The organism is Pseudomonas sp. Z1-29, from assembly GCF_051131995.1.
GTDB lineage: Bacteria > Pseudomonadota > Gammaproteobacteria > Pseudomonadales > Pseudomonadaceae > Aquipseudomonas.
On sequence record NZ_CP071645.1, the window covers coordinates 4,971,887 to 4,988,056 of the forward strand.

14 protein-coding genes are annotated in these 16,170 nt (G+C 60.7%); 8 read left to right on the forward strand and 6 right to left on the reverse strand.

The window, feature by feature from the left end:
* Position 1: 1 nt before the first annotated feature.
* The 4 genes from cyoB to hmpA all read right to left on the reverse strand — a co-directional run bounded on the left by cyoB (position 2) and on the right by hmpA (position 5,759).
* Entirely contained in the window at positions 2 to 2,032 is a 2,031-nt protein-coding gene (gene cyoB / locus J3P84_RS22645) for a cytochrome o ubiquinol oxidase subunit I (protein WP_434626009.1), read from the reverse strand.
* A gap of 3 nt (positions 2,033 to 2,035) precedes the next feature.
* Positions 2,036 to 2,983, reverse strand: a complete 948-nt coding sequence (cyoA, locus tag J3P84_RS22650; RefSeq protein ID WP_305496696.1) for a ubiquinol oxidase subunit II — start codon at positions 2,981 to 2,983, stop codon at positions 2,036 to 2,038.
* Positions 2,984 to 3,764: 781 nt separating this feature from the next.
* Positions 3,765 to 4,274 carry a disulfide bond formation protein B gene (locus J3P84_RS22655; RefSeq protein ID WP_434569750.1) on the reverse strand — a complete coding sequence of 170 codons (510 nt, stop codon included), beginning with the start codon at positions 4,272 to 4,274 and terminating at the stop codon, positions 3,765 to 3,767.
* Between the two features lie 303 nt (positions 4,275 to 4,577).
* The gene (gene hmpA / locus J3P84_RS22660; protein WP_434626011.1) at positions 4,578 to 5,759 is read right to left on the reverse strand and encodes an NO-inducible flavohemoprotein; all 1,182 of its coding nucleotides are present in this window, start codon (positions 5,757 to 5,759) and stop codon (positions 4,578 to 4,580) included.
* 150 nt (positions 5,760 to 5,909) lie between these two features.
* Between hmpA and norR the strand changes: the two genes are divergently transcribed.
* Positions 5,910 to 7,463 (forward strand): nitric oxide reductase transcriptional regulator NorR, encoded by a 1,554-nt coding sequence (gene norR, locus J3P84_RS22665; protein ID WP_434626013.1) that lies wholly within the window; start codon positions 5,910 to 5,912, stop codon positions 7,461 to 7,463.
* A 168-nt stretch (positions 7,464 to 7,631) separates the two neighbouring features.
* Here norR and J3P84_RS22670 read toward each other — a convergent pair whose 3' ends face one another.
* Positions 7,632 to 8,891 (reverse strand): IS256 family transposase, encoded by a 1,260-nt coding sequence (locus J3P84_RS22670; RefSeq protein ID WP_434577927.1) that lies wholly within the window; start codon positions 8,889 to 8,891, stop codon positions 7,632 to 7,634.
* A 229-nt stretch (positions 8,892 to 9,120) separates the two neighbouring features.
* Between J3P84_RS22670 and J3P84_RS22675 the strand changes: the two genes are divergently transcribed.
* From J3P84_RS22675 to J3P84_RS22690, 4 genes are all read left to right on the forward strand, one after another.
* Positions 9,121 to 10,023, forward strand: a complete 903-nt coding sequence (locus tag J3P84_RS22675; protein ID WP_030139917.1) for a chemotaxis protein CheV — start codon at positions 9,121 to 9,123, stop codon at positions 10,021 to 10,023.
* Between the two features lie 116 nt (positions 10,024 to 10,139).
* Positions 10,140 to 10,466 (forward strand): hypothetical protein, encoded by a 327-nt coding sequence (locus J3P84_RS22680; RefSeq protein WP_434626016.1) that lies wholly within the window; start codon positions 10,140 to 10,142, stop codon positions 10,464 to 10,466.
* Positions 10,467 to 10,544: 78 nt separating this feature from the next.
* Positions 10,545 to 11,294 carry a YkgJ family cysteine cluster protein gene (locus J3P84_RS22685; protein WP_434626017.1) on the forward strand — a complete coding sequence of 250 codons (750 nt, stop codon included), beginning with the start codon at positions 10,545 to 10,547 and terminating at the stop codon, positions 11,292 to 11,294.
* A gap of 236 nt (positions 11,295 to 11,530) precedes the next feature.
* Positions 11,531 to 12,502 (forward strand): 2-hydroxyacid dehydrogenase, encoded by a 972-nt coding sequence (locus J3P84_RS22690; RefSeq protein WP_434626019.1) that lies wholly within the window; start codon positions 11,531 to 11,533, stop codon positions 12,500 to 12,502.
* Positions 12,503 to 12,572: 70 nt separating this feature from the next.
* Here the strand turns inward: J3P84_RS22690 and J3P84_RS22695 are convergent, their stop codons facing one another.
* Positions 12,573 to 13,472 (reverse strand): DMT family transporter, encoded by a 900-nt coding sequence (locus J3P84_RS22695; RefSeq protein ID WP_434626021.1) that lies wholly within the window; start codon positions 13,470 to 13,472, stop codon positions 12,573 to 12,575.
* Positions 13,473 to 13,607: 135 nt separating this feature from the next.
* Here J3P84_RS22695 and J3P84_RS22700 point away from each other — a divergent pair, with 135 nt between their 5' ends.
* The 3 genes from J3P84_RS22700 (at position 13,608) to J3P84_RS22710 (ending at position 16,084) form a co-directional block, all read left to right on the forward strand.
* Complete coding sequence (locus J3P84_RS22700) at positions 13,608 to 14,483, forward strand: helix-turn-helix domain-containing protein (protein ID WP_434631490.1); 876 nt, start codon at positions 13,608 to 13,610, stop codon at positions 14,481 to 14,483.
* A 156-nt stretch (positions 14,484 to 14,639) separates the two neighbouring features.
* Complete coding sequence (locus tag J3P84_RS22705; protein ID WP_434626023.1) at positions 14,640 to 15,128, forward strand: sigma-70 family RNA polymerase sigma factor; 489 nt, start codon at positions 14,640 to 14,642, stop codon at positions 15,126 to 15,128.
* Positions 15,129 to 15,136: 8 nt separating this feature from the next.
* Entirely contained in the window at positions 15,137 to 16,084 is a 948-nt protein-coding gene (locus tag J3P84_RS22710) for a FecR domain-containing protein (protein WP_434626025.1), read from the forward strand.
* Positions 16,085 to 16,170 lie beyond the last annotated feature (86 nt).

Consider the following 16,170-nt stretch of genomic DNA (forward strand, 5'->3'; position numbering starts at 1 on the left):
TTTAAGCCTGTTCCAACGAGGTTTCAACACGGGTGGCGGAGGCTGGGACTTTCCCGGCCGCGACCAGACGCTTGTGCTGCTCGGCTTCGATGCGCTCGATGACATCCACCGGCACCATGTAGCCCTGATCATCACGGGCGGCATGGATGGCGAAATACACCACGGTGCCGACCAGGCTGGCGATGGCCAGCCACCAGATGTGCCAGATCATCGCGAAACCGAACACGGTCAACAGAGCCCCCATGACCACACCGGTAGCGGTGTTGTTGGGCATGTGGATCGGCGCGTACCTGGCCGGAGTCTGGTACGCGGTACCGTTTTCCTTGGCTTCGGTGAACGGGTCGATGGTTTCCGCTTTCGGCAGCACGGCAAAGTTGTAGAACGGTGGTGGCGAAGAAGTCGACCATTCCAGGGTATGGGCATTCCACGGGTCACCGTGTTCGCACATGTTTTCCGGCTTCTTGCGGTCACGCACACTGACGTACAGCTGGATCAGCTGGCAGGCGATACCGACAGCGATCATCACCGCACCGAACATGGCGACGTACAGGTACGGCACCCACTCAGGGTTGGTGGTGGCGTTCAGGCGACGGGTCATGCCCATGAAGCCCAGTGCATAGAGCGGCATGAACGCGACGAAGAAGCCCGAGATCCAGAACCAGAACGCTGCCTTGCCCCAACCTTCGTGCAGCTTGAAGCCGAACGCTTTCGGGAAGTAGAACGCAAAGCCCGCGATGTAGCCGAACACGGCGCCGCCGATGATCACGTTATGGAAGTGCGCGATCACGAACAGGCTGTTGTGCAGCACGAAGTCCGCACCCGGGATGGCCAGCAGTACGCCGGTCATGCCGCCGATGGCGAAGGTCACCATGAAGCCCAGGGTCCACAGCACATGGCTGGTGAAACGCAGGCGGCCCTGGTAGATGGTGAACAGCCAGTTGAACAGCTTCACACCCGTCGGAATCGAGATCAGCATCGTCGCCAGGCCGAAGAAGGCGTTGACGCTGGCACCCGAACCCATGGTGAAGAAGTGGTGCAGCCAGACCATGAAGCCCAGTACCGAGATCGCGCCGGAAGCGTAGATCATCGAGTGGTGGCCAAACAGTTTCTTGCCGGAGAAGGTCGAGATGACTTCGGAGAAAATACCGAACGCCGGCAGGATAAGGATGTACACCTCAGGGTGACCCCAGGCCCAGAACAGGTTGACGTACATCATCGGATTTCCACCCAGTTCATTGGTGAAAATGTGGAAATCCATGTAGCGGTCAAGCGTCAGCAGAGCGAGTGTAGCGGTCAGGATCGGGAACGAAGCGACGATCAGCACGTTGGCCCAGGTGCAGGTCCAGGTGAAGATCGGCATGTCCATCAGCTTCATGCCAGGGGTACGCATTTTCAGCACGGTGGCCAGGAAGTTGACCCCCGTCAGCGTTGTCCCGAGCCCGGATAGCTGTAGCGCCCAGATGTAGTAATCCACCCCGACGCCCGGACTGTATTGCAGCCCCGACAGCGGCGGATAGGCAACCCAACCGGTCTTGGCGAATTCGCCGACACCCAGGGAAAGGTTGATCAGCACCACGCCGGACACCAGCAGCCAGAAGCTCAGGGAGTTCAGGAATGGATAGGCAACGTCACGCGCGCCGATCTGCAGCGGCACTGCAAGGTTCATCAGGCCGGTGAAGAATGGCATCGCCATGAAGATGATCATGATCACACCGTGGGCGGTGAAGATCTGGTCATAGTGTTCAGGCGGCAGGTAGCCGGGCGAGCCCTCGGTGGCCATGGCCAACTGGGTACGCATCATGATCGCGTCGGCAAAACCGCGCAGCAGCATGACCATGGCGACGATGATGTACATCACGCCGATCTTCTTGTGGTCGACCGAGGTCAACCATTCAGTCCACAGATAAGTCCACTTCTTGAAATAAGTGATACCCGCGAACAACGCCAGACCACCGAGCGCGATGATGGCGAGGGTCACCATGACAATCGGCTCGTGGAACGGGATCGCTTCCCAACTTAATTTACCAAACATCGTTTACTCCTCTGCCCCGGCAGCTGAATGCGAGCTCATGTCCATCCCTTCCATGTTGTGGGCCACTTCCTTGTCTTTCTTCTCGTGATGCATCGGCTTGCCCGGATTCATCCCTTCATACTTATCGATGATGGTCTGGAACAGGTTCGGCGTGACCGACGAGTAGAGTTCGACAGGGTTGTTCTGGCTCGGCTTGGAAAGGGCTTCGTATTCAGCTTTTTCAAGCTGTTTAGGTGCCTTCTTCACTTCGTTTACCCAGGCGTCGAACTCTTCCTGGGTGGTGGCGGTCGCTTTGAACTTCATGCCGGTGAAACCCGCGCCGCTGTAGTTGGCGGAGATACCTTCAAGTTCGGTGTTCTGGTTGGCGATCAGGTGCAGCTTGGTCTGCATGCCGGCCATCGCGTAGATCTGGCCGCCCAGGCCCGGGATGAAGAACGAGTTCATCACGGTGTCGGAGGTGACCTTGAAGTTGATCGGCGTGTGGGCCGGGAACACGATCTTGTTGACCGTGGCAATGCCTTGTTCCGGATAGATGAACAGCCACTTCCAGTCCATCGAGACCACTTCGATGGTGATCGGCTTGACGTCGGAATCCAGCGGACGGTACGGGTCCAGGGCGTGGGTCGACTTGTAGGTGATGTAACCCAGGGCAATGATGATCAGTACCGGAATGGTCCACACCGCGATTTCGATCTTGGTCGAGTGGGACCATTTCGGCGTGTAGGTGGCACTGGTGTTGGACGCGCGATATTTCCAGGCGAACAGGAACGTCATGACGATAACCGGCACGACGACCAGCAACATCAGCAGCGTGGCGGTGATGATCAGGTTTCGCTCATCCAGGCCGACCTGGCCCTTGGGATCGAGCAGGGTCATGTTGCAGCCTCCCAGCAGCAACGTGCCGAGCAGCGGCAACAAGCCTAGTAATCGGGGGTACCTGTTTTTACTCATCTCACGACCTCTAAAGCAGCTTGCGCAATGCAGTTGGGTTTTGATCGCCAACACTTCACCCTGCCAAGGGTTGGCATTTTCTTGGATTGAATAAGGGCTGCCCGTCGAACGTCAGACGCTGTTCGACACATCCTGGGCCAGCAGTGAGTTCTTATTCGTTGGTCAAAGGCCTGTTCAAGCCCAATTCCGTTTGGTGCGGGTAGTTGGAGGCACCGACACCTGGGGTCGCATGGGGCGCTGGCGCCCTTCGACCACTCTCGTGCTCAAGCCTGAGCCGGGTCGGAAAATCGGTGCGGGCGATTGTAGTGAGCTGCGGCGTTCGAGACCATGTCTTAACCCGAAATAATTTTTCTCCGATCCGGCAATAATCTGCCGCCGATATTGCAACGGGCCAGCATGTTATCGAAATTAATTCTCAACAAGAACCCCAAAAAACGTAAGGCTACTACGCCCGATTTAGACAGCTCCAGCAATTTAAGGCGAGCTTTTATCCGCTTTAGGCGCCCATTTTACGGGGCCTTGAAGGCAACCCGCTGCGCTGTTAAAAATGCCTGCTCCAGAGCGACTCCCAATTGAAAACGAAGGGTGGTCAGGCGGTTTTTTTGTTGCAGAATGAGGCGGCAATTCGGCCCCGGGACGGCTGCGAGACAGCAGATATGTGACAACATGTCGCACACTGTCGCAGGGTGTTCCTGCCTCTGATCAAGACGGTGCCTCATCGACCCTGAAACGTAAAACGCCCCGGTTCCGAAGAAGAGCCGGGGCGTTTTTCCACGATACTTCAGCGCAGCGTCTTGCGATTGCGCGACACCAGCAATGGCACCAGCACGACGGTGAGGACGAACGCCACCAGTGCCCATTGCGCCAGCGACAGGCCGAGGATCGGCGGGTACGGGGTGGAACAGAAACCATCGACCTGGAAGCCCAGCGGGAAGATCTTCGCCAGCGGCAGGCTATCGACAATCGGCTGCAACACATCCACACCGCAACTGACCGCGGGGAAAAACTGGGTGTACACATGGTGCCCGGCCACCCCCGCCCCCGCCAGCGCGCAAAGCACGACAAGGCCTTCGAAGACCGTCAGGCTGCGGCGCGTGCGCATGGCCGCGCCGATGAAGGCGAAGATGGCGATCAGCAACAACGCATAGCGCTGCAGGATGCACAGCGGGCATGGCGCTTCACCAAGCACTACCTGCATATATAAAGCACCGCCGATCAGTCCCAGGCAGATCAACCCCAGCAGCACCAGATAGCGCCGCTCACGGCCCAGCCGCAGCATTTCCTCACTCATTGCTTTTCCCTTTGATAGGCATGGATCGACGCGCGGCCTTGCGGCGACCGGCGCGCTTTCGGATGGCCGAAGTCTACACGCAGATCGTGAACGAGCGCAGTCGGCAATGTGGAGGGAATAGACAGCAAAGAGGTTAAGCGGGGATTAATTTCAGGACAGCGCCGGTCATGCCGCCGCTTTCGCGAGCAGGCTCGCTCCCACAGGTCACGCGTCGTGCATGCGTGTTCCGGATAATGCAGATCCTCTGTGGGAGCGAGCCTGCTCGCGAAGAAGGCAACCCGGTCACCCGGATGCCCCTGGCATTTATTCCAAAGCAGCCGCCGGCCCGAAGAATTCATAGCGGCTTTGTCCCGGCGGTACGCCCAAGGCCTTGAGATGACGCTTGATGGCCGCCATGAAGCCCTTCGGCCCAAGGAAGTACGCGTCCAGGTCTCGCTGCTCGGGCAACCACTGCGCCAGTTGCTCCTCACTCAACAGCCCTACCTTGTCAGCCGCCGGCCCAGCGCCGTCGTGCTCGTCATAACAGTAGAAACGCTTGAGTTGCGGGTGCCGCTTGGCCAGGTCGTCGATCCACTCGCGAAAGGCATGGACCTGGCCATTGCGTGCGCAGTGAATGAAATGCACCGGGCGCTCGGTTTGCAGCGCCGCTTGCAACATCGCCAGGGTCGGAGTGATGCCGACGCCGCCACTGATCAGCACCAGCGGCTTGTCGCTGGCGGTGAGGTAAAAATCTCCCGACGGCGGAAACAGCTGGATGCTATTGCCGACCTGGAAATGGTCGTGCAGGTAATTGGACACCCGTCCGCCCGCCTCGCGCTTGACGCTGATGCGGTACTGGCCATTGTTCGCCAAGGCCGACAACGAATAGTTGCGGCGCACTTCTTCACCGTCCAGCACCAGCTTCATACCGATGTACTGGCCGGGCTCGGCCTGCAGGATCGGCCCCTTGTCCGCCGGTTCGAAGTAGAACGAAGTGATTTCCGCGCTTTCCTGCACTTTGGCCGTCAGGATGAACTCACGTTCACCGCGCCAGCCGCCGGGTGCCGCGGCTTTGCGGTCATACAAGCTGGTTTCGGCGCCGATCAGGATATCGGCCAACTGGTTATAGGCAGCGCCCCACGCCGAAATCACTTCAGGTGTAGCGATCTCTTCGCCCAGTACCTCGGCGATTGCCCGCAGCAAGCAGGAGCCGACGATCGGGTAATGCTGTGGCTGGATCTGCAAGGCCACGTGCTTGTTGACGATCTTCGCCACCAGGTCGCCCAACTGGTCGAGCTGATCGATGTGCCGCGCATACATCAGCACACCGTTGGCCAGCGCACGCGGCTGATCGCCGCTGGCCTGGTGAGCCTGGTTGAACAGCGGGCGCACTTGCGGGTATTCCGACAGCATCATGCGGTAGAAGTGAGTGATCAGCGCTTCCCCACCGCTTTCAAGCAAGGGGACAGTGGAACGGATGATGGCGCGTTGTTCTCGACTCAGCATGGGTGACTCCTCGCGTGGTACAACTAACAGTTACCTATGCCTATCAGTTTTCATGCCACAAATTTTGGCCTTGTATTTCAGTCAGTTGAAGACGATGTAGTCATATCGACAAGGCAGCGTTTATAGTCCATATGACTAGATGGAGTCATTATGACCGCAACTTCCTTGCTGACCTCGCTATTGCCGCTGGTGGCCGACCTGTCCCGCGAACTGCCTGAAGGCGAGCGCTATCGGCGCCTGCTCGGAGCCCTGCGCAGCCTGTTGCCTTGCGACGCCGCTGCACTGTTGCGCCTGGACGGCGACTGCCTCGTCCCGCTGGCCGTGGATGGCTTGAGCACCGACACCCTGGGCCGGCGATTCCGGGTCCGTGAGCATCCGCGTTTCGAAGCTTTGCTGGCCAATCCGCAGCCCACTCGCTTCGCCACCGACAGTGACCTGCCCGATCCGTACGATGGATTGGTGGAAGGGCTGGATGAACATCTGGAGGTTCACGATTGCATGGGTTGCCCGCTGTTTGTCGATGAGCAGCCCTGGGGCTTGCTGACCCTGGACTCGCTGGACCCGGAACGCTTCGAACCTATTGACCTGAGCGCCCTGCAAGCCTTCGCCAGCCTCGCCGCCGCCACCGTCAGCGCCGCCGAACGCATCAAGCGCCTGGCGTTGAGGGCCGAGGACGAGCATCGCCGCGCCGAGGTCTACCGTCAGGCCAGCGGCCAGCAGCAGCGCGACATGGTCGGCCAGAGCAAGCCCCATAAACGCCTGGTGGAAGAGATCAAGCTGGTCGGGGGCAGTGACCTGACGGTACTGATCACTGGCGAAACCGGCGTCGGCAAGGAATTGGTCGCCCAGGCCATTCACGCCGCCTCCCACCGTGCCGACCAGCCGCTGATCAGCCTCAATTGCGCGGCGCTGCCTGACACGCTGGTGGAAAGTGAACTCTTCGGCCATGTTCGAGGCGCGTTCACCGGTGCCACCCAGGACCGGCGCGGCAAATTCGAGCTGGCGGATGGCGGCACGCTGTTCCTCGACGAGGTGGGCGAACTGTCCCTGACCGTCCAGGCCAAATTGCTTCGCGTATTGCAAAGCGGCCAGCTGCAACGCCTGGGCTCGGACAAGGAGCACCGCGTCGATGTGCGCCTGATTGCGGCGACCAACCGCGACCTCGCCGAGGAAGTGCGCAATGGCCGTTATCGGGCCGACTTCTACCACCGGTTGAGTGTCTACCCGCTGCAAGTGCCCGCGCTGCGTGATCGCGGGCGCGATGTGCTGCTGCTCGCCGGCTTCTTCCTGGAACAGAACCGCTCGCGCATGGGCCTTGGCAGCCTGCGCCTGACCAGCGACGCCCAGGCTGCGTTGCTGGCCTACGATTGGCCGGGCAACGTGCGCGAACTGGAACACCTGATCGGTCGCAGCGCGTTGAAGGCATTGGGCAAGCATCCGGTTCGGCCGAAGATTCTCAGCTTGAGCGCCGATGATCTGGATCTGCCTCACGTACTCCCGGAAAATGCTCCGAACAACAGCCTCGTGCCAGCCTCCGCAGTGAGGGTTTCCGGTGACTTGCGCCAGGCCACGGAAAATTATCAACGGCAAATGATCAGCGCCTGCCTGGAACGCCATCAACACAACTGGGCCAGCGCTGCCCGGGAACTGGGCCTGGATCGGGCCAACCTGGGGCGGATGGCCAGGCGGCTGGGCCTCAAATAGTTTGCCGAGGAGATTCTGTGGCGAGGGAGCTTGCTCCCGCTGGGTTGCGAAGCAGCCCTCACCTGCAGCGCGGTTTCGAATTTTGCGACCGCTGCGCGGCCGAGCGGGGGGAGTGTCAGATTTTTTGTGTGCGGGCCGGTAACGGCCTGCCGTTAGGCAGACCTTCATTTACCACGTCGGCCTGATGAACCGATCCCCGTACAGGATCGCGAACTGATTCATGGCGCTTTTCCAGTCATGGGCTGCACTGCCCCAGTTTGCGGTTATATTGCGCAAGCCCAGCCAGATTAACTTGGTGGCAGCTTCATCGGTTGGGAAGTGCCCCCTCGTTTTAATGATCTTGCGCAGTTGAGCGTTGATGCTCTCGATTGCATTGGTCGTGTAAATCACTTTCCGGATGGCGGGCGGAAAGACAAAAAACGGGATGACTCGATCCCAGGCGCGTCGCCAGGCAGCTACGATGGTTGGGTACTGTTTGCCCCAGGGGCCATTTTCGAACGAGTCCAAAGCCGCTTCGGCGGCCTCGGCGTTGATCGCTTGATAGATCGGCTTAAGCGCTTTGGCCAGTTCCCGACGTTTGTCCCAGGCTGCATAGTCGAGGCTGTTGCGGATCAGATGTACGATGCAGGTTTGCAAAGTCGTCTCAGGAAACACCGCGCTCAGGGCTTCTGGCATGCCTTTGAGACCATCGGTCACGGCAATCAGCACATCTTCGACTCCGCGTGTCTTGAGGTCATTGAAGACCTTCATCCAGAACTTGGCGCCTTCCGTTGTCTCGATCCAGATGCCCAAGATATCGCGGGTTCCGTCCGGTAATACGCCCAAGGCCAAGTAGATGGCCTTATTGCGGACCAGTCCTTCTTCCCTGATTTTGACCCGCAACGCGTCGAAGAAGATGACCGGATACATCTGCTCAAGCGGTCGTTGCTGCCAAGCGCCGATCTCCTCCATCACCGCGTCGGTGACCGAACTGATGAAGTCGTGCGAGACATCTGTCCCGTACTGTTCCAAGAGAAACGCGCGAATCTCGCGAACCGTCATGCCCCGAGCGTACATGGCGATGATCTTGTCATCGAACCCGGTAAAGCGCCGCTCATGCTTGGGAATCAGGATCGGCGCAAAGCTGCCATCGCGATCACGGGGAATCTCCAGACGAAGCGGACCGTCGTCTGTCAGAACGGTCTTGCCGCTTTTACCGTTGCGCTGGTTACTCGACTCCTCGGGACGCTCCGCGCCCTGAGGATAGCCAAGATGGTGGCCCAGCTCTGCGCCCAGGGCTCGCTCGATAAGCGCCTTCTTGAAGGCCATCGACGCATCCTGAATCGCCTCGGCAGTCATTGGGCCTTTGACGAACTGATCAATCAGCTCCTTCGGGATCGAAGGGAGCTCGGCTTTGGCCTCCAAGGCCGTCTTCTTTTTGGTTGGCATACATGCACCTCTTCAGCATGTTATGCCCGAACACAAAATTTCTGACAGTCCCCGAGCGGGAGCAAGCTCCCTCGCCACAAAAGCAGCGTTATGTGGACAGTGCTGCAGCGATCCTCGCCATTGACAGTTTTTCGCCCTAAAGCCTGCCCCCGACAAGTCGATAACCCGTTATCAAAAGCTGTCTTGGCGATCTTCATGCTCGCCCCACCTTTTTCCACAGAAGGTTTTTATGTCTTCCAACAAAGCCCGCGCAGATTCCCTTTCGCTTCTGCTGTTTACCTTGCGCAGCGGCAAGCTGATGGCAATCAACCTGCTCAAGGTCAGCGAAATCATTCCCTGCCCGCCGCTGACCAAACTGCCGGAGTCGCACCCACACGTAAAAGGCATCGCCACGTTGCGCGGAACGTCGCTGTCGGTGATCGACCTCAGCCGCGCCATTGGCGAGCGGCCGCTGGAAGACCCGGACGGCGGGTGCCTGATCGTCACCGACGTCAGTCGCTCCAAGCAGGGCCTGCACGTGCAGGCGGTGAGCAAGATCGTGCATTGCCTGACTACCGACATCAAGCCGCCGCCCTACGGCTCCGGCGGCGTGCGTGCGTTCATCACTGGCGTGACCTCGGTGGACGGCACGCTGGTGCAAGTGCTGGACATCGAAAAAGTCATCCACGGCATCGCCCCGGCGCAGATCGAGACGGCGCCCACCGAACTGAGCATGGAAGACGCCGAAGTCCTCGGCAACGCCCGAATCCTGGTGGTCGATGACAGCCAGGTGGCGCTCCAGCAATCGGTGCATACCCTGCGCAACCTGGGCCTGCAATGCCACACCGCCCGCAGCGCCAAGGAAGCCATCGACTGCCTGCTTGAGCTGCAAGGCACGGCGCAGGAGATCAACCTGATCGTTTCCGACATCGAAATGTCCGAAATGGACGGTTATGCCCTCACCCGGACCCTGCGCGAAACACCCGACTTCGCTCACCTCTACGTGTTGTTGCACACCTCGCTCGACAGCGCGATGAACAGTGAGAAAGCGCGGCTGGCGGGCGCCAACGGGGTCCTGACCAAGTTCTCCTCGCCGGAACTGACCAAATGCCTGATCACGGCGGCCAAGGCCGTCGCCGAACAAGGTCGCTGAACCCGCCCGCATTCCGATGGTGCGCCGAGTGCACGAGGCTGCGAGTTCGCGGCCTCGATAGCGTCCCAACCTCAGGCATACTCTTGCGCTGGCCTCCCAGAACAAGGATCTTGCCGATGAAAGTACCCTGCCTGATTTTCTTCGCCCTCAGCGCCCTGGCTGCACAGGCCCATGCCTCCAGCTCCGATGCCTGGACTGCCTATGACAAGAAGGTCCTCGCCAGTTGCATCAAGGCCAGCGGTTTGAAAAATGCCGAACCGGTCGGTAGCCCCGCGCAATTCGACGACCGGGTGGGCTACACCGCGCTGTTGCTGCAAGGCCAATACCCGCAAAAGCACATGAACGGCGCGACCGGCACCGAGCTGTGCCTCTACCGCAAGAAAACCAAGAGCGCGTTCGTGACCGAATGGGACTCGATCCGCCCGACCGAAACCTCCGGATGAATGGCGCATAAATTGCTTCGCATGGCTTATCACGGCGTTTTTCTGTCGCCGCTTTAGCCAATTGCCTTCGGTCAATCAATGAACACAACGTTTTCCTGCGTAGGGTGCGGTAAATGCTGCACGGGCCATCACGTTCCCCTGACGCTCGATGAAGCCAGGATGTGGGCGAATGATGGCGGCCAGGTGATTGTCCTGGTCGAGGCCTTCCTGCCCAATGGCCTCGGCCTGCCGGTGGCGCAACGCGAGCACGCCGAACGGCGCTCGGCAGTAGTGCGCAGCGGCGCCAGCGAGGCCCGCGTGGCGATCACCTTCGCCGCCTATAATCCCGGTCCTTGCCATAATCTGGACGCCGACAACCTGTGCCGCATCTATGAGCGTCGCCCCCTGGTGTGCCGCATCTATCCCATGGAAATCAACCCGCATATTCCTCTCGATACCGCCGCCAAGGATTGCCCGCCGGAGTCGTGGGAAACGGGGCCGCAGTTGATCGTCGGCGGTCAGTTGGTAGATCAGGAACTGGCCCGGTTGATCGAGCGCTCCCGCCAGGCCGACCGTGAAGAGATCGCCATCAAGGAACGCATCTGCGTGTCCCTGGGCATCCACACCACCGCACTGAAGGGCGACGGATTTACCGCGTACCTGCCGAACATGGCGGCGTTTGCCGCCGCCATCGATCAGGCTCGCGCGCAGCCGATGGGCCAAGAGGCAGGTGAATGGCAGTTCCACTTGTCCGGTGATGACATTGCTCGGCAGGTCACCGACAGCGGCGCAAGTGTTGTCACCGAGGAGCCGGTCAACTACGCGTTTATTTCGCTGCGGGCCGCCTGACTGTGTAGAAAGGCCCCTGTGGAAGAAAGGTCCCTGTGGGAGCGAGCCTGCTCGCGATGGCGATTTATCTGCCGGCCTATCCGGTGACTGACACACCGCGATCGCGAGCAGGCTCGCTCCCACATAAGCTCACTCCCAAAAGGAAAAGTGTGGCGCTGGGATGCACCGTCCCTCTCGCCTAACCCGCGCCAGGAATGTTAGCGTGCTTGGTATTCTCCGCAGATGAGCCTTGCACGATGAAAAAAACCGTACTCGCCTTCAGCCGTATCACGCCCCTCATGATCGAGCGCCTGCGCCAGGACTTCGACGTGATCGTGCCCAACCCGTCGAACGGCGACATCAATGCGCAGTTCAACGAAGCCTTGCCCCATGTCCATGGGCTGATTGGCGTTGGCCGCAAGCTCGGCCGCGAGCAACTGCAGCACGCCACGAAGCTGCAAGTAGTCTCCAGCGTGTCGGTGGGCTATGACAATTACGACCTGGCGTACTTCAATGAACGCGGGATCATGCTCACCAACACTCCCGACGTGCTCACCGAAAGCACCGCCGACCTGGCGTTCGCCCTGGTGATGAGCAGTGCCCGGCGCGTCGCCGAACTGGACGCGTGGACCAAGGCCGGACAGTGGCAGGCATCTGTCGGGCCACAGCTGTTCGGCAGCGATGTACATGGCAAGACCCTGGGCATCGTCGGCATGGGCAATATCGGCGCGGCTGTTGCCCGACGTGGTCGGCTGGGGTTCAACATGCCGATCCTCTACAGCGGCAACAGTCGCAAGCCCGAACTGGAGAACCAGTTGGGCGCACAGTTCCGCGAACTGGACCAGTTGCTGGCCGAAGCGGACTTCGTCTGCCTGGTGGTGCCGTTGAGCGAGAAAACCCGCCACCTGATCGGCCAGCGCGAGCTGTCCCTGATGAAACCGAGCGCCATCCTGGTGAACATTTCCCGCGGTCCGGTGGTGGATGAGCCGGCGTTGATCGAAGCCTTGCAGAACAACCGCATCCGCGGCGCCGGGCTGGATGTCTACGAAAAGGAACCGCTGGCCGAGTCGCCGCTGTTCCAGTTGAAAAACGCCGTCACCTTGCCGCATATCGGTTCGGCTACCCATGAAACCCGTGAGGCCATGGCCAATCTGGCCGTGGAAAACCTGCGCAGCGCCTTGCTGGGCGAACGACCGAAGAACCTGGTCAACCCGCAAGTCTGGAAATAAGCGGGCCGAGTACTCACCGTGGCGAGGGAGCTTGCTCCCTCGCCACGGGATTCATACCGGACGTTGTGGCTTAACGAGCCAGCACGACTTTCGCGGTCACGGGTCGCGGCTTGCGAAACACCAACACGTTGCCCAGCATCACCAGCACCAGTCCGACCAGCGCCGGTGCCGTCCACTGATAACCCTCGACAACAGCCGAGACATTCAAGGCCACTACCGGGAACAGCACGGTGCAATACGCCGCCCGCTCCGGCCCCATGCGTCCTACCAGCGTCAGGTACGCGGTAAAGCCGATGACCGAACCCGGGACCACCAGGTACAACAGCGAGCCGACGTAGCGCGTATTCCATTCCATCTCGAACGGAATGCCCTGGAACAAGCACCACACCGACAGCATCGCGGCCCCGTAGGCCATGCCCCAGGCGTTGGTGGTCAACGGCTTGAGGCCGGCCTTCTGTTGCAGGCTCGACAGCATGTTGCCCGCCGAGAAACACAAGGTGCCCAACAGCGCCAGCGCCAACCCGAGCAGCGTTTGCGGACTTGCGCGGTGCCCGGCCAGCTCCGGCCAGAACAACAACGCCAGCCCGAGCAGCCCAAGGGCACCGCCGAGCAAGACGTTTCGGGCGATCCGCTGACCGAAGAACACCCGCGCATTCAAGGCGTTCCAGAGCGTAGCGGTGGAAAACACCACGGCGATCAGGCCGCTGGGAATCCATTGGCTGGCGGTCAGGAAACACATGAAGTTGATGCAGAACAGGCACAGGCCCTGGGCGACGCAGATCAAATGACCGCGCCGGTTCATGACCTGAAGGCGGCGGCTGAGCAGGAGCATCACGAACAGGATCAGCGCGGCGAGGCCGAAGCGATAGACAATCGACACCGGAATGGCGACGACGCCCAACTGCAGTTTCAGGGCGATCCAGGTGGTCCCCCAGATGAGCACGGTGAGCAGGTACAACGAAAGGTTCATGGCGACGACTCCTGGCAATGACGGCCAGTCTCACGCCGATACGTGCCCGACGCTTGCGTAAACTTGCGGTTTTTATCAGGGACAGGCTGGCATGGGCGCCTCGAGGGAGTAGGATTCATGCTGGAGAAACCGATCATGACCAGTCTGCAAACCCTGCAAGTCTTCCAAGCCCTCAACAGCTCGCCCAATGCTCGCCTGGAGCACAGCGCCGAGCTCGGTGACGGCATGGCGGCGGCTTTGTGGAGCAACCATCACGACGCCCGTGACTACGAGGCGCCAACCCACCATACGCTGTCGTGCTACATCGCCGGCGGCACCGGCACTTTTCGCCGCGAGCGTCCCGACACCACGGGGGCGCCCGGCAAACTCTGCGTGTTGCCGGCCGGACATGAATCGGCCTGGGTCATCAACGGCGACATTCGCCTCGCCCACCTGTATTTCAGCCCCGAGCAATTCGCCCTGGGTTGCGTCACGCTGCTGGATCGCGAACCGCGGCAAGTGCAATTGCACGAGGCAACCTTTCTCGATGACCCGCGGCAGGCACAGCGCTTTCGACAGTTGATCGAGCTGGACTGGGCCGAGCCGGCTGAACGCCTGCTCGGCACCAGCCTCGCCCATGAACTGCTCAGCCACCTTCTGCTCAACCAGGTTGGCCAACGCCAGGGCCTGCGCCTGAAGGGTGGGCTGGCCGCGCACCAGCGACGCTTGCTGGTGGATTACATCGACGCTCAATTGGCCGAAGCCATCAGCCTTGGTCAACTCGCTGCGCTGTGTGCCCTGTCCGAATACCATTTCGCCCGGATGTTCCGCGAAACCTTCGGCCTGCCACCGCACCAGTACGTCCTGGCGCGGCGTCTCACCCGGGCGCGGCACTTACTGCGCCATACCCTACAACCGTTGGGCGAGGTAGCTCTGGCCTGCGGATTTGCCAGCGCCAGCCATTTCACCAACCGTTTTCGCCAGGCCCTGGGGGCAGCTCCCGGGGAGTATCGGCAGGCATTTTTGCGCTAGCGCGTCCATGTGCGAGCGAGCCTGCTCGCGAAAGCCCGATCCGGTCCATAACCGAAACGAAACACTCATCCCGATTGCCGTTTCCCTCTGCGCGCCTCTACAATGCGAACAATTCTTGTTCTCTAGCACAGCTTACCGCTGTCGGGATGTTCCTCGTTGCCGCCTGCACACACCGTCGAAGTGCTCTACAACGCCCACCACAGTTGGCTCAACGGCTGGTTGCGAAGAAAACTCGGGTGTCCCGACAGTGCCGCCGATCTGGCCCAGGACACGTTCATGCGCGTGCTGACCGCGCGCGATCCGCAGCCGGTCCTGGAGCCCCGTGCATTTCTCACCACCATCGCCAAGCGCGTATTGTTCAACCATTACCGACGCCAGGATCTCGAACGCGCCTACCTCGACACCCTCGCCCAGATGCCGGAGCAAGTGGCGCCGTCGGAAGAGGAGCGAGCGATCATCCTGCAGACCCTGCTGGAACTGGACCAACTGCTCGATGGACTGCCACGTGCGGTCAAAAAGGCGTTCCTGCTGGCGCAGATCGATGGCCTGACCTACAACGAAATCGCCCATGAACTGGGTATTTCCCTGCCGACGGTCAAGCGCCACCTGAACAAGGCAGCGATGCGCTGCTACTTCGCCCTGTGAACCCGCCGATGCCCAGCGCGCCGAACGTCAGCGCGCAAGTCGCCGAGCAGGCGGTGCATTGGCTGCTGGAAATGCAGCAAGGGCCACTCGATGCGCGCCAGCAGCAAGCCTGGGAACAGTGGCTCAATGCACACAGCGAACATCGCCGCGCCTGGGAGCATATCCAGCGGGTCAACCAGCGGCTGCGCAATGTGTCTTCTCCGTTGGCCCATGCGACGCTCAACACACCGAAGTCGGCAACGCGGCGCCGGACCCTCAAGATGTTGCTGCTGCTGGGTGCCGGCTCGGCCGCGACCTGGGGCCTGCGTGAACGCCAGTTGTTGCCGCCATTGCTCGCCGATTACCGCAGCCCGGTGGGCGAGCGGCGTCGCCTGGCGCTGGATGACGGCAGCCAGCTGCAGCTCAACAGCGGCAGCGCGGTCGATATTCGCTTCGACGCTCAGCGCCGCCTGATCCGCCTGCTGGAAGGGGAACTGCTATTGACCGCAGCCCAGGACCCACGCCCCCTGCAGGTGCTGACCGCCCATGGCCTGCTGGAAAGCCACGACGCCCGTTTCAACGTGCGTGAGTATGCAGACCACACCCAAGTCGCAGTGTTTGCCGGCCAGGTGGACATTCGCGGCAGGCACGGCACGGCTTTTCTGCTGGGGGCTTCCCGACAAGCGTCCCTTGGCATCAACGGCACCGGTCCCGCCACGGCGCTTGACGCCAACAGCGGTGCCTGGACGGAGGGCATGCTGGTCGCCGCGCACATGCGCCTGGCGGATTTCCTTGAGGAACTGGGCCGCTACCGACGCGGCCAGCTGCACTGCGACGAGGCGGTCGCCAACCTTCTGGTCTCCGGAACTTATCCGCTGGACAACGGCGAGCGAATCCTTGATCTGCTGGAAATCAGCCTGCCGGTAAAAGTGCGGCGTTTCACCCGCTATTGGGTCACGGTCGAAGCTCGCGCTTGAGCCCATGGCGGCCCACCCAAAAAAAATGATTTGCCAGTGAGCCGTTTTCCACACCTCGGGTGACAGAGAAGGAAAGCCACTTCGAT

Excerpts from the sequence above, each read along its gene's own strand:
- cyoB (WP_434626009.1), bottom strand. The coding sequence starts at position 2,032 with ATGTTTGGTAAATTAAGTTGGGAAGCGATCCCGTTCCACGAGCCGATT.
- cyoA (WP_305496696.1), bottom strand. The coding sequence starts at position 2,983 with ATGAGTAAAAACAGGTACCCCCGATTACTAGGCTTGTTGCCGCTGCTC.
- J3P84_RS22655 (WP_434569750.1), bottom strand. The coding sequence starts at position 4,274 with ATGAGTGAGGAAATGCTGCGGCTGGGCCGTGAGCGGCGCTATCTGGTG.
- hmpA (WP_434626011.1), bottom strand. The coding sequence starts at position 5,759 with ATGCTGAGTCGAGAACAACGCGCCATCATCCGTTCCACTGTCCCCTTG.
- norR (WP_434626013.1), top strand. The coding sequence starts at position 5,910 with ATGACCGCAACTTCCTTGCTGACCTCGCTATTGCCGCTGGTGGCCGAC.
- J3P84_RS22670 (WP_434577927.1), bottom strand. The coding sequence starts at position 8,891 with ATGCCAACCAAAAAGAAGACGGCCTTGGAGGCCAAAGCCGAGCTCCCT.
- J3P84_RS22675 (WP_030139917.1), top strand. The coding sequence starts at position 9,121 with ATGTCTTCCAACAAAGCCCGCGCAGATTCCCTTTCGCTTCTGCTGTTT.
- J3P84_RS22680 (WP_434626016.1), top strand. The coding sequence starts at position 10,140 with ATGAAAGTACCCTGCCTGATTTTCTTCGCCCTCAGCGCCCTGGCTGCA.
- J3P84_RS22685 (WP_434626017.1), top strand. The coding sequence starts at position 10,545 with ATGAACACAACGTTTTCCTGCGTAGGGTGCGGTAAATGCTGCACGGGC.
- J3P84_RS22690 (WP_434626019.1), top strand. The coding sequence starts at position 11,531 with ATGAAAAAAACCGTACTCGCCTTCAGCCGTATCACGCCCCTCATGATC.
- J3P84_RS22695 (WP_434626021.1), bottom strand. The coding sequence starts at position 13,472 with ATGAACCTTTCGTTGTACCTGCTCACCGTGCTCATCTGGGGGACCACC.
- J3P84_RS22700 (WP_434631490.1), top strand. The coding sequence starts at position 13,608 with ATGACCAGTCTGCAAACCCTGCAAGTCTTCCAAGCCCTCAACAGCTCG.
- J3P84_RS22710 (WP_434626025.1), top strand. The coding sequence starts at position 15,137 with ATGCCCAGCGCGCCGAACGTCAGCGCGCAAGTCGCCGAGCAGGCGGTG.